Origin of the sequence: Erythrobacter sp. 3-20A1M (assembly GCF_018636735.1) — a bacterium.
Lineage (GTDB): Bacteria > Pseudomonadota > Alphaproteobacteria > Sphingomonadales > Sphingomonadaceae > Alteriqipengyuania.
This window is the reverse complement of record NZ_CP045200.1, coordinates 2,200,001-2,212,814: the sequence shown is the minus strand read 5'-3', so window position 1 is coordinate 2,212,814 and position 12,814 is coordinate 2,200,001. Positions and strand designations below refer to the sequence as shown.

9 protein-coding genes, 3 tRNA genes, 2 rRNA genes and 1 pseudogene (1 of these 15 only partly in view) are annotated in these 12,814 nt (G+C 61.2%); 5 read left to right on the top strand and 10 right to left on the bottom strand.

Translation table 11 applies throughout. The features are described 5' to 3' along the window. Window positions 1-8 precede the first annotated feature (8 nt). The 4 genes from F7D01_RS10880 to F7D01_RS10865 all read left to right on the top strand — a co-directional run bounded on the left by F7D01_RS10880 (window position 9) and on the right by F7D01_RS10865 (window position 5,871). Window positions 9-1,445, top strand: coding sequence for an efflux transporter outer membrane subunit (locus F7D01_RS10880; RefSeq protein WP_215227574.1), 1,437 nt, complete (start codon window positions 9-11; stop codon window positions 1,443-1,445). Window positions 1,446-1,706: 261 nt separating this feature from the next. Then, a complete protein-coding gene (locus F7D01_RS10875; protein ID WP_215227573.1) occupies window positions 1,707-3,698 on the top strand; it encodes an MDR family MFS transporter in 1,992 nt (663 codons plus the stop codon). A 66-nt stretch (window positions 3,699-3,764) separates the two neighbouring features. Next, window positions 3,765-5,000 carry a GGDEF domain-containing protein gene (locus tag F7D01_RS10870; protein ID WP_215227572.1) on the top strand — a complete coding sequence of 412 codons (1,236 nt, stop codon included), beginning with the start codon at window positions 3,765-3,767 and terminating at the stop codon, window positions 4,998-5,000. Window positions 5,001-5,256: 256 nt separating this feature from the next. Then, window positions 5,257-5,871 (top strand): hypothetical protein, encoded by a 615-nt coding sequence (locus F7D01_RS10865; protein WP_215227571.1) that lies wholly within the window; start codon window positions 5,257-5,259, stop codon window positions 5,869-5,871. Window positions 5,872-5,925: 54 nt separating this feature from the next. Here F7D01_RS10865 and F7D01_RS10860 read toward each other — a convergent pair whose 3' ends face one another. The 4 genes from F7D01_RS10860 to F7D01_RS10845 form a co-directional block, all read right to left on the bottom strand. Next, window positions 5,926-6,111: a hypothetical protein gene (locus F7D01_RS10860; protein ID WP_215227570.1), complete on the bottom strand. Its 186-nt coding sequence runs from the start codon at window positions 6,109-6,111 to the stop codon at window positions 5,926-5,928. A 10-nt stretch (window positions 6,112-6,121) separates the two neighbouring features. After that, window positions 6,122-6,766 carry a GHKL domain-containing protein gene (locus tag F7D01_RS10855; protein ID WP_215227569.1) on the bottom strand — a complete coding sequence of 215 codons (645 nt, stop codon included), beginning with the start codon at window positions 6,764-6,766 and terminating at the stop codon, window positions 6,122-6,124. A 78-nt stretch (window positions 6,767-6,844) separates the two neighbouring features. Beyond that, window positions 6,845-7,147 (bottom strand): helix-turn-helix domain-containing protein, encoded by a 303-nt coding sequence (locus tag F7D01_RS10850; protein WP_215227568.1) that lies wholly within the window; start codon window positions 7,145-7,147, stop codon window positions 6,845-6,847. A gap of 69 nt (window positions 7,148-7,216) precedes the next feature. After that, on the bottom strand, window positions 7,217-7,369 hold the full coding sequence (locus F7D01_RS10845) for a hypothetical protein (protein WP_215227567.1): 153 nt from the start codon (window positions 7,367-7,369) through the stop codon (window positions 7,217-7,219). A 369-nt stretch (window positions 7,370-7,738) separates the two neighbouring features. Between F7D01_RS10845 and F7D01_RS15575 the strand changes: the two are divergent. Then, window positions 7,739-8,551, top strand: a pseudogene (locus F7D01_RS15575) (recombinase family protein); the annotation flags it as partial. Window positions 8,552-8,575: 24 nt separating this feature from the next. Here F7D01_RS15575 and F7D01_RS15285 read toward each other — a convergent pair. From F7D01_RS15285 to F7D01_RS10810, 6 genes are all read right to left on the bottom strand, one after another. Next, window positions 8,576-9,085, bottom strand: coding sequence for a hypothetical protein (locus tag F7D01_RS15285; protein ID WP_251566758.1), 510 nt, complete (start codon window positions 9,083-9,085; stop codon window positions 8,576-8,578). A 40-nt stretch (window positions 9,086-9,125) separates the two neighbouring features. After that, window positions 9,126-9,202, bottom strand: a tRNA-Met gene (locus tag F7D01_RS10830). Window positions 9,203-9,418: 216 nt separating this feature from the next. After that, a 5S ribosomal RNA gene (rrf, locus tag F7D01_RS10825) occupies window positions 9,419-9,533 on the bottom strand. A gap of 125 nt (window positions 9,534-9,658) precedes the next feature. Beyond that, window positions 9,659-12,448: ribosomal RNA gene (locus tag F7D01_RS10820) — 23S ribosomal RNA — on the bottom strand. Window positions 12,449-12,708: 260 nt separating this feature from the next. Next, window positions 12,709-12,784: transfer RNA gene (locus F7D01_RS10815), tRNA-Ala, on the bottom strand. A gap of 21 nt (window positions 12,785-12,805) precedes the next feature. Then, a tRNA-Ile gene (locus tag F7D01_RS10810) sits at window positions 12,806-12,814 on the bottom strand (it continues 68 nt past the right edge of the window).

Genomic DNA, 12,814 nt, shown 5'->3' with positions numbered 1-12,814 from the left:
TCGTCACCATGAACATTCGCAAATTTCTCCTACCCGCCGTTTCCGCGCTCGCCCTGGCGGGCTGCGCGGCGGGGCCGGACCACATTTCCTCTGCCCCAACTCCCGATGTGGAAACCGGCCCCTTCCTTTCCGCGGAGGCTGGCGTCGTATCGTCTGCGCCGCTGCCCAGCGACTGGTGGCGCCTGTACGACGACCCTGTGCTGGACGGTCTGGTGGCCGATGCGCTCGCGGCGAACACCGACATCCGCCAGGCCGCAGCCCGCATCCAGCGCGCCCGCGCGCAACTGCGCGGGGCGCGGGCGGATCGTCTGCCGCAGGTCGGGCTTACCGCCTCGGCGGGCTATGGGCGCACATCCGAAGCCCAGACCCTGCCCGGGCAGGATCGCGATGGCGGCCAGTTCGCCATCGGTGCCGATGTCGCTTATGAAGTCGACCTCTTCGGCCGGGTCAGCAGCGGTATCGCCGCCGCGCGTGGCGATGTGGCCGCCGCTCGCGCCGATGCCGATGCGGTCCGGGTCATGGTCGTGGCGGACACCACGCGCGCCTATGCGGATGCCGCCAGCGCCACCGCGCGGCTGCGGGTGGCGCAATCCATCGTCGGCTTGCTCGAAGACAGTCTGCGCCTGACCCGCAAGCGCCACGATGCGGGCTATACCGACGGGCTGGCCGTGGCGCGAATCGAGAGCCTGCTCGAACAGCGCGCGGCGACGATCCCGGCGATAGATGCGCAGCGCCGCGCGGCCCTGTTCGCACTGGCCACCCTGACCGGTCGCGCACCGGCCGCGCTGCCCGCCAATATCGGCGAGCGCGACGTGCCGCTGGAGATCGAGGCCCCGCTACCGGTGGGCGACGGGACGCAACTGCTGGCACGCCGTCCCGATGTTCGCGCGGCGGAACAGCGGGCGTTGGCCGACGGGGCGAGAATAGGAATTGCGCGCGCCGATCTCTACCCGCGCATCACGCTGGGCGGATCGATCGGATCGAACGCGTCCAGCCTGGGCAACCTATTTACCGGCGGCCCGCTGGGCTTCGTGCTCGGTCCGTTGATCGACTGGGCCTTCCCCAATCGCGAGCCGGTCTATGCCCGGATCCAGGCGGCGCAGGCGGATGCGGCGGGATCGCTCGCCGCCTTTGACGGCACCGTGCTCGTCGCCTTGCAAGAGGCGGAAACGGCGCTGTCGAATTATGCCCGCTCGCTGGAACGACGCCGCATCCTGACCGCGGCGGTCCAGTCGGCCGAGCAGGCGGCCCGGATCGTGCGGGCCCAGAACCGCGAGGGGCTGATCAACTCGCTCGACACGCTCGACGCCGAACGAACGCTGGCCGAGGCGTGCGCCACGCTGGCGGATCAGGATGCCGAAATATCCCGCCAGCAGATCGCGGTGTTCCGCGCCCTGGGCGGCGGTTGGTCGATCGAACCGGAGAATGCCGATGAACAAGGGTAGGAACCGCTGGTGGCACAACCACCGCGACGCGCTGGCCTCCGGCCTGCTCGGCTTCGTGGTGACCTCCGCCTTCCTGATTTGGCCCATGGTGCAAGCCACCCATTGAGAGATAGCGAACGCAGCTCTCGCGCCGCCTGACGAAAGTTCGACGGCGAGGCGAAGCCCTGTTTATCCGCGCAGTTGGAGAGCATAGAGGAACGATCGGTATCCGCGCCGGTCTCGAAAGCGCGCCCATGCGAACCTGCAACTGGAGAATGTCGTTTGAACGCCGGTGAACGCTCTCCCGAAACCGAGGCTTCTCAGAAGGTTCAGACCCAGCCCGTTCGTGTGATCTTCGGCGCGCTGATGCTGGTCATGCTGCTTGCCTCGCTCGACCAGACCATCGTGTCGACCGCCCTGCCCACCATCGTCGGCGAACTCGGCGGGCTGGAGCATCTGTCGTGGATCGTCACGGCGTATATGCTGGCGACCACGGTCGTCACCCCGCTCTACGGGAAGCTGGGCGATCTGTTCGGTCGCAAGATCGTGCTGCAGAGTGCGATCCTGCTATTTCTCGCCGGCTCTGCGTTGTGCGGGCTCAGCAACTCGATGGGCCAGTTGATCGCCTTCCGCGCGATCCAGGGGCTTGGCGGCGGCGGACTGATGGTCACCACCATGGCGGCGATCGGCGACATCATCGGCCCGCGCGAGCGCGGCCGGTATCAGGGCTTCTTCGGCGCGGTCTTCGGGCTTTCGACCGTGATCGGACCGCTGATCGGCGGCTTCTTCGTCGAGCATCTTTCGTGGCGGTGGATTTTCTACATCAATCTGCCGCTCGGCCTGATCTCGGTGATCGTGATCGGCTGGGCCTTCACCGCGCCCGAACGGCAGGCAAAGCCCCGCATCGATTTCGCCGGAGCGGCGCTGATCGCCATCGCACTGACCGCCATCGTGCTGTTCACGAGCCTGGGCGGTCACACGCTGCCCTGGGGATCGTTTTCCATACTCGGCCTGATCGCCGTTTCGCTGGTGGCGCTGGCAGGTTTCATCCTGATAGAAAGTCGCGCCTCAGAACCGATCCTGCCCCTCGGCCTGTTCGCCAACGGCACCTTCGTCATTTCCTGCGCGATCGGGTTCATCGTCGGGCTCGCGATGTTCGGTTCGGTCACGTACATGCCGATCTACCTGCAGGTCGTAAAAGGCGTATCTCCGTCCACCGCCGGGTTGCAACTCACGCCCATGATGGGCGGCGTGCTGGTCACCTCGATCGCAAGCGGTCAGATCATCAGCCGCACGGGTCGCTACCGTATCTTTCCGATCTGCGGCACTGCCCTGATGACGCTCGGCCTGTTCCTGCTGTCCACACTGAACGTCGAGAGCAGCACTTGGGTGGCCTCGGGCTACATGCTGGTGCTCGGGCTGGGTCTGGGAATGGTGATGCAGGTGCTGGTGCTGGCCGTGCAGAACAGCGTCGATTACCGCAATCTCGGGGTCGCAACCTCCGGAACGACCCTGTTTCGATCGACCGGCGGTTCCGTTGGCGTCTCGCTGTTCGGCGCGATCTTCGCCGCCGGTTTGGCCAGCCGGCTCCCGGCTTCGCTGAGCCAGGGACCGGAGGGGGCGCCGGCAATGAACCCTGCTGCGATTGCCGCCATGCCCCCAGCCATGCGCGCGCCCTATCTGGAGGCGTTTACCGCTGCGCTGCATCCGGTATTCCTGTCAGCCGCGGCGATCGCCGCATTCGCGTTCGTTATCGCGTGGCTGCTGCGCGAACAGCCCCTGCGCGAGGATGCGAGAGCGGACACCATCGGCGATAGCTTCGCCGTTCCCAAAACCGCAAACTCGCTCGACGAGCTTACGGCGATCGTCGATCGCCTGGTTGCACGCGAGAACCGCTGGTCGACGATGACGCGGATCGCGGAACGTAGCGGGGTGGATCTGGCTCCGGACGAGATGTGGCTTCTCGCGCAGGTCTGCACCGCCCCCCGCCCGACCTCTGTCGATCAACTCGCTGCGAACTTCGCCCCCTCGCCCGCCGCCCTCGCGGCGATCGCCAGGGGGCTGGCCGCCAAGGGTTTGCTCGAGCCGGTTTCGGATGGACCATTGCTCCCGAGCCCGGCGGGAAAGGATGTCGTTGAAAGGCTGGCAGAGCATTACCGCCGCCGGCTCGAGGAATATGTCCAAAGGTGGAGCCCGGAAGAGCGCCCGGACGTTCGCGAACGCCTGTCCGCCTTGTCGCGATCGCTGATGGCAGAGCTGCCCGCGAAGCCCTGAAGCGAGCCCGCTTCCTAATGACCGGGTCCAGCCGCGACCGAAAGTAGGCCCGTTGCGGGCAGGTTGGTGAGCGAAACGAACCCTTCAGTATTTCCGGTTAGACGAGGATACTCGCTTGCCGCCTGCGCTGTCCGAAGGAAATCGATGCAAATTCTGGTGGATCTCCACCTGGTCGTGTTCTGCTTGCTCAGCGCGCTCGCCGCGATTTGCGCTATCGCTCATGTGGCGCTGAAGGCCGGTTCCGCGCTGGCCTGGCTCGCTGCGACCCTCCTGTGCGTCGGCATGGAAACGCTCGTCTTCCGCTACGCGCCCCCGACAATCCCGGGTCTGGCGGCGATCAGCCTGCTTATCCCGTTCGCCTATTTTTGCGCCGGCAACGCTATCAGGCAGAGCCTCCATCTCGAGAGCGCAGGGCGTGCCCAGAGCTGGATATTCGGTGGTCTCGTCGGTCTGTCGTTGCTGTTGCTCGCTGCGGGCGCGCCCGTATTCTATCAGTGTATTCCGTTTCAGCTGGCCGGCGTCTACATCCTTTACGATGCAATCCGCATTCAGGCGCGCCGACAGCGCCGCGGGCTGATCGACAATGGACTGCTCGCGCTGAGCGCAGGCTCGCTGATCGGCCTGGCGATTCGCGCACCGATGTTCCCCCTCCTGGTGGGAGAACCGACACCTTTCCCGGTCATGGACGCCGCGACGTTCGAGGGAGTTTTCCTTGACGCGCTCGGCGGTCTGACCGCAGCGCTGGCCGTGCTTGTCATCGCCAGGATCGTGGCCAGCGTCATCGGCGTTCACAAGCACCGGGCCGAGCATGACCATCTCACCGGCTTGCTCAATCGCCGCACGTTCGATGAAAGGGCCAGAGAGGCGGCGGCCGCAGCCGGCTCAGTCGTCATGTGCGACATCGACCGGTTCAAAGCCGTCAACGACCTTTACGGCCACCATGTCGGCGACGACGTCCTCCAGGGTTTCGCCCGCATATTGTCCCGGTCCGGCGGGATCGTGGGGCGCATGGGCGGGGAGGAATTCGGCATCCTCCTGATCGATACCGCGCCGGACGATGCCGTCGTCATCGCCGACATGATCCGCACAGAATTTCACCGGTTCAGGCACGACGCGATCGGCGAGCAGACCGCCCTGAGCGCAAGCTTCGGGGTTTCCGATTTCGGCCAGGGGCGAAGCGTCAAAACAGCCCTGAGAGAGGCTGACAAGGCTCTTTACCGGGCCAAGGGCGCGGGGCGTAACCGTGTCTGCCAGGAGCATTCGACATCATCGACCGCGGTGTCGTTCATGAAGGTTGCGTGAGAGCCGTGCGAGCGCGTCTCTGAACTGACGCGAGCCGATCCTGTTTGGTGCCTCTGAACGATATGCGGCATGTCGCCCAGCTTGACCCACGCACGGTATTCCGGGCATTCAGGATGCGCTGTGTGATTGGGTCCGGGGACGTCTCCAGGTCGATCACAGTGATGCGCTCCGGCAGCGTTCTATCGTGGGATGTTTTGTGCTTCATGGTCTTGCTTCCTTTCGTCGGTAGATTGGTGGTTATTCGGAATCTGAGTTCGTGAGTTCGGCGATCGGGCTGGACGCGATCGAGGTCGCCGACCTGCTGAGGCAGCTGTTCGGACTGAGAGATTGGTCACCGCGCATGAGGCGCGGCGCACCGATTAAGGGAGATCTGGAGGTCGACCCACCTCTCATGGCGCGGATGAAGCAGTTGCGGACACTGCGCGTTCCGGACCTCGCTCCGGTGGGTAGGGGGAAGCTCCATCGCTACGGCCCGGTCGACGTGCTGGAGATCGCCACCTGCCTCGCGATCTGCGATGCCGGCCCCGCGGTGCGGGTGGCGGGCGAGCTTGTCGCGCAGCATCGCCGCGATCATGCGGAGGCTGTCAGTCGGGCAATGAACGGGCAGTCCGTCGTTCTGATCGTGATGGGGCAAGCCCTCGAGACACTTCGCGACAAGAGTCAGGTCGGGGGGGACTGGACCTTTGAGATCGTCTCGCGATCCGAACTTGCGAATGGTGTCGCCGTCCTGCGTCACGAGGAAACTCTGCGTTTCGCGACGGTGGCGGTGGACCTTTCTGGGCTCGTGCATGAGGTGACCCGTCTGTTCGCGGCCAAGGCTGGCATGAGTGTTGCCGAAGTACTGAAGTCGGTCGAGCCTCCGACGCATTGACGGGAAATAGGGTCGTCAGAGGCACGGCCTCGGCAGCGTGCATGGCCCTTCCATCTATCGCTGCAGCTCGAAGACCATGGTCGATACGCTCGTGAGCGTCCGTTCGCCGAACTTCAGCTCGATCACGATCTCGGTCGAGATCTTTAGTCTGGCCTCCTCGGCCAGCCTCACGAGTCCGGCCGGGCGGTCAGCGCGCAGCACCGTGTCCGCGTCGTCGCGGACGCGCAGTTCGTATCGCATCCTGGTTCTCCTAGAAGGGAAGGTCGTCGTCGGGTTCGGGATCGCCTTCCCGCTCGGCCGGCCAGATCAGCCTTGCCTCGAAGCGGGACTCGCGGACGCCGAAGTCGAGGAGCGCGCCGTATTCGTCCGCGATCTGGCGTATGGCCTCGACCCCCACTCCGTGGATTTGAGCGCGGGCGGGCTCTTGATGGCAGTCGTTGGCGACGGTGAATGTAAGGGCGTCGGTATCGATGCTGGCCCGCACGTCGATGACCCCGCGATCGACGCGCTTGAGTGCGTTCACGAGCAGCTCGTTCATTATCGTGAGCACCGCCTCGGCGACCTGCGACGGCACGATGATCGTGACCACGGAAACCTTCATCTTCACTAGCCCGTCCGATCTGCGCGAGCGAAGGAGCAGATGGCAGAGCTCGGCCACGTGCTCCATCAGGTTGCACGTCGCCGGCAGAGGGTCGACGAGGAACCGAAAGAGTCTACTTTGAGCCTCGACACGGTCAATCGCCTGGTCGATCAGCGCCGATCGGTCGCCGCTCGCCTTGGTGAGATGTAGCGCGGCAAGCGTGGACGCGAGCTCGTTGGCGAAGCGGTGCCGCAGTTCATGGTCCCGCGGCCTGTCGCACCAGTGTCTTGGCGATGATGTCCTGCGTCGATGCATGTCGGCCTCCCGGTGGATGAGAGGTCGTATAAATTAATTGATACGGCAGTCAAGCGCCATGTGCTCGGATCGGACCTTTCAGTCCTTGCGCGTGCCCTGCCCTCGATAGGGTCTGCTTCCGAGTTCCATGCCCGAGATGTCGACGTCCTCCACCAGCTCCGACAGCGTCACGCCCAACACGCGCGCCATCCGTGCGGCGTTCCTGAGGGTCGGGACGGTCTCGCCTTTCTCCACCTTCCACAGATAGCCTTTGCTTGTGCCCATCGGCTCTGCGAACTCCGCGAAGGAAAGACCGGCTCGCTCGCGTAGGACCGCCACCCGAGCGCCGAAAGACTTCGCGAACGCGTCGGGCAATTTCGAATCGGGCTTCGTGGCGGGCATCCACCATGTCTACGCCGCACGCCTCGACGTGTCGAAGCCGCCCGGGCTGGTTTCCACGGCCCGTCGGCCCTATGCCGGTCCGATGAGGGACTGGCACAGGAAGGACGAGCCGCCGTCGATCGGCTTCAGGATCGAGGTCGCACTCGTCGCCGTGCTGGTGTCGTCGGGCCCACTGGCTGGTGGGCCTTCGCGGATAACGACACGGTCGTGCCGTCCGGTCACGGGCCGCAACCTCCTCGCCGACTTCGACCCGACGATCCTCGGATCGGCGGTGCCATCACCTTGAGTGTCTCTCCCTCCGAGATCGCGCCTGAGGGATGCGGCCAACATACCAATCCTGCTCGAATGGAAGCAGGCTCGGCTCACTCCTAGATTGAGATTTTGACTCACGGGCACGCCTTCACGACGGTATCCTCTCGCCCTCCGGCGAACAATCCGAAGCTTAAGGCTGGGTTGCACCTCAAAACATTCGACGCCAGAATAGCAATCAAATCTATCCTTCCAGATCTAAGCTTGGCCACGCCTGTTTAGGGATCGTGCATGGTCGACAGATAGCCGTCTTCCGGCGACCAATATCGACGAGATCGGCCGGGCCTGAAGGCGCTGCTGAACTCCGTCAGGACCGGGCAAGTGGACATGGTCGTCTGCGAGGCGCTGGATAGGATCGCCCGCGACGGTGAGGACGTGGCATGGCTTGGAAAGAAGCTCCGGTTCGATCGTGTCGGTCTGCATACGACCACCGAGGGTGAGATTGATGACGTGAAACTGGCCGTCGCCGGAATGATGGGCGCCCTTTTCCTTCAGAATCTCCGGAACAAGACGATACGCGGAATGGAGGCTGCGGTTCTGGCAGGGCGCTTCGCCGGAGGAAGGGCCTACGGTTACAGACTCAGCGACAAGGTCAATACCGAAGGGGATAGGATCAGAGGATTGCTCGAACCCGACCCTGTAGCTGCGCCGATCGTCAATCGCATATTTACCGAGTTCTCACAGGGTAAGTCAGCATACACGATTGCCCGGAACCTGAACGCGGATGGCATACCCGGTCCGCGAGGCGGTCGATGGAACCAGTCCTCGATCAGAGGCGACCCGAAGAAGCTTGTCGGCATCCTCCACAACCCCCTCTACCGCGGGGAACTTGTGTGGGGGCGTCGCGAATGGCGAAGGGATCCTGACTCTGAAACCAGGGCCCGACGCCTTCAGATCATCGATCGAGCCCTCTGGAAGAAGGTCGATCGCGAAGTGGAGCGCCGACAACGTCCAGGTGTATCCGGGAATTCGGCGGGCGCAATGAGAAAGCGTCACCTACTCTCGGGCATCATAAAATGCGGCGCTTGCGGAGGGAATTTCGTGATCAACGGCAAGGATTACTACCGTTGCGCGAGCAATCGTGAAGGGGGCTGCGAAAGCGCGCTGTCCATCCGAAAATCAGTCATCGAGGAGGCAGCCCTCTCCGTAATTCGCGAACGCCTTTTGACGTCGGAGATGGCCGAACTTTTCGCCGTCGAATTCTCCAAGGAGGTCGAACGTCTCCGCGCGAGCGAGAATTCCGACGGTACGCGGTTGGAGACTCAGATCGCGGTTCTCGATTTCGAGATCAAGAACATCGCCCGTCACTTCACCAAGGGCGCAGTGAGCGACACGCTGCTCGGCATGCTCAATGAACGGGAGGCTCAGAAGAGAGATCTCGAAGACCGCCTTTCTCGGCTGGGTACTGTGAAACAGGCGGAGGTCTTGCCCCATCCGGTCCTGCTCGAACGGTACAGGGAAAAGGTGAAGACAGCCCATCTCGCGTTGTCGGACGAAACCGTGCGCGAGGAAGCATCCGAGACCCTGCGGTCCCTCCTCGACAAGATCGTCATCATTCGGGACGACCGCTCGCTCTTCGCCGAGTTCGTCTCCGATCCGTCGAAAATCATCGATTTCGCATATGACCAACCGGCCACCTCAGGGAGGAAGCCGGTTAGTTCTATAGCGGTGGTTGCGGGGGTTGGATTTGAACCAACGACCTTCAGGTTATGAGCCTGACGAGCTACCGGACTGCTCCACCCCGCGGTACCTGTTCGGCCTTGGATGCCGGCGGAAACGAGTTCCGTGGCTGCCTTCGCCGATTTCACGGTCACGCTAGTCGACCGATCGGCCACGCGACCCAGCGGGCCGGGACCAGCCTCCGCGCGTTGAGCCCGGAGACGAAAAAGCCGCCGCTCGGATCGCTCCGGCAGCGGCTATTGAAATCGTGAATGGGTTTTGCACACGCCCGCCGGCTATAATGCCTGGCGGCGACCTACTCTCCCAGTGCTTAGGCACTAGTACCATCGGCGCTGCCTGGTTTCACGTCCGAGTTCGAGATGGGATCGGGTGGGTCACAGGCGCTAAGACCACCAAGCAATAAAGCCGGCGTGCGGTGTATAATCGATGCACCCTTTCGGGTCGTAGTCAGTGGGCTATCCGGCTGGAGGATCCTCCCCATCGGACATATCCATTCAGGACTGTCATTGATGGTGCGGAATTCTCAAGCGCGAAAAGAACTATTAGGACCGGTTAGCTCCACGCATTACTGCGCTTCCACACCCGGCCTATCAACGTCATGGTCTATGACGGTTCGAAGATACCTAATCTCAAGGGAGGCTTCCCGCTTAGATGCTTTCAGCGGTTATCCCGTCCGTACATAGCTACCCTGCGGCACCCTTGGCAGGATGACAGGTACACCAGAGGTACGTTCACCCCGGTCCTCTCGTACTAGGGGCAACTCCTTTCAAGTATCGACGCCCACGGCAGATAGGGACCAAACTGTCTCGCGACGTTCTGAACCCAGCTCACGTACCACTTTAATTGGCGAACAGCCAAACCCTTGGGACCTGCTCCAGCCCCAGGATGTGATGAGCCGACATCGAGGTGCCAAACGATTCCGTCGATATGAGCTCTTGGGAATCATCAGCCTGTTATCCCCGGCGTACCTTTTATCCGTTGAGCGATGGCCCTTCCACGAGGGACCACCGGATCACTATGACCGACTTTCGTCTCTGCTCGACTCGTCAGTCTCGCAGTCAGGCAGGCTTATGCCATTGCACTCTTGCAGACGGTTTCCAACCGTCCTGAGCCTACCATCGCGCGCCTCCGTTACTCTTTAGGAGGCGACCGCCCCAGTCAAACTACCCGCCACAGAGGGTCCCAACACCGGATAACGGTGCGTGGTTAGACATCAGAAAATCACAGGGTGGTATTTCACCTATGGCTCCACGACAGCTGGCGCCGTCGCTTCAAAGCCTCCCACCTATGCTACACAGTCATTTCCTAATGCCACTCTGAAGCTGCAGTAAAGGTGCACGGGGTCTTTCCGTCTAACCGCGGGTACTCCGCATCTTCACGGAGAATTCAATTTCGCTGAGCATATCCTGGAGACAGTGGGGAAGTCGTTACGCCATTCGTGCAGGTCGGAACTTACCCGACAAGGAATTTCGCTACCTTAGGACCGTTATAGTTACGGCCGCCGTTTACTGGGGCTTCAATTCGGAGCTTGCACTCCTCCTCTTAACCTTCCAGCACCGGGCAGGCGTCAGACCCTATACGTCGTCTTGAAGCCGACTTAGCAGAGTCCTGTGTTTTTGATAAACAGTCGCTACCCCCTGGCCTGTGCCCCCTGAAAAGAGTTGCCTCGATTCAGGGCCTCCTTCTTCCGAAGGTACGGAGGCAATTTGCCGAGTTCCTTCAGGATACTTCTCTCAAGCGCCTTGGTATACTCTACCTGACCACCTGTGTCGGTTTCGGGTACGGTCTATATGCAGAGGCTATTTCCTGGGACAACTTGGCTGCCCGATCAATCCAATAAGATCGAACAACTTCCGCAATCCGTCACACATCTGCAGGCCCACGAATATTAACGTGGTTCCCATCGACTACCCCCTTCGGGCTCGTCTTAGGGGCCGGCTCACCCTGCGCCGATTAGCGTTGCGCAGGAACCCTTGGTCTTTCGGCGAGAGGGCATCTCACCCTCTTTATCGCTACTCATGTCAGCATTCGCACTTCCGATACGTCCACCGTCGGTTACCCTTCGGCTTCACTCGCTTACGGAACGCTCCGCTACCGCGTACAGTAAACTGTACACCCTAAGCTTCGGTGCATATCTTTAGCCCCGTTACATCTTCGCCGCAGGAACCCTTATTTAGACCAGTGAGCTGTTACGCTTTCTTTAAAGGATGGCTGCTTCTAAGCCAACCTCCTGGTTGTTTTGGGATTCCCACATGCTTTCCCACTTAGATATGACTTGGGGACCTTAGCTGTAGGTTAGGGCTGTTTCCCTTTTGACGACGGACCTTAGCACCCGCCGTCTGTCTGCCGGATAAGACTCGATGGTATTCGGAGTTTGGTTAGGTTTGGTACCGCTCGCGCAGCCCTAGCCCATCCAGTGCTCTACCCCCATCGGCATACATCCGACGCTCTACCTCAATAGATTTCGCGGAGAACCAGCTATTTCCCGGCTTGATTGGCCTTTCACCCCTAAACACAACTCATCCGAGCATTTTTCAACATGCAACGGTTCGGCCCTCCAGTGCGTGTTACCGCACCTTCAGCCTGGTCATGCCTAGATCGCCGGGGTTCGGGTCTAATTCATCATACTCAGTCGCCCTATTCAGACTCGCTTTCGCTGCGCCTACACCTAACGGCTTAAGCTTGCATGATAAATTAAGTCACTGACCCATTATGCAAGAGGTACGCTGTCACCCCCTATGGGGCTCCAACTGCTTGTAAGCATCCGGTTTCAGGTACTGTTTCACTCCCCTAATCGGGGTGCTTTTCACCTTTCCCTCACGGTACTGTGTTCGCTATCGGTCATGCACGAGTATTTAGGCTTGGAGGGTGGTCCCCCCATGTTCAGACAGGATTTCACGTGTCCCGCCCTACTCAAGTCCTTTTCAGTCATTTTCGCATACGGGGCTGTCACCCGCTATGGCCACTCTTTCCAAAGTGTTCTGCTAATTTCTGAAAAGGCACTGGCCTGGTCCCGGTTCGCTCGCCACTACTACGGGAATCTCGGTTGATGTCTTTTCCTCCGGGTACTGAGATGTTTCAGTTCCCCGGGTTCGCTTCACCAAGCCTATGTGTTCAGCTTAGTGATACCTTGTCCACCTCTCCACCGAACCCCGAAGGGATCAGAGAAGAAATGGTGAAGGTGGGTTTCCCCATTCGGAAATCGCCGGATCAAAGTTTGCTCACAACTCCCCGACGCTTATCGCAGCGTGCCACGTCCTTCATCGCCTGTGCATGCCAAGGCATCCACCAAATGCTCTTACCTCACGCTTGAGAATCCACACCATCAACGACAGGCCTGCATAAAAGCCCATACGTCTTCACGATGATGCGGAGGATAATCTCAGCCAGATATTACATCTGATAATGCAATGCAGGTCATTCGATCACGGCTCATCACCGCAGATCGAAGCCATGCATCACGGCATCGATTATAAAACCCATTCACAATGTCAAAGACGGCGATCAATGATCGCCTACCCGCCCGATGGCGGGATCCGCTTTCGTTTCATCCTGGAGTGTCCGGTTATGGCTGGTGGAGCCTATCGGGATCGAACCGATGACCCCCTGCTTGCAAAGCAGGTGCTCTCCCAGCTGAGCTAAGGCCCCTGATAACCCGGAAATAAGGGATGGTGGGCC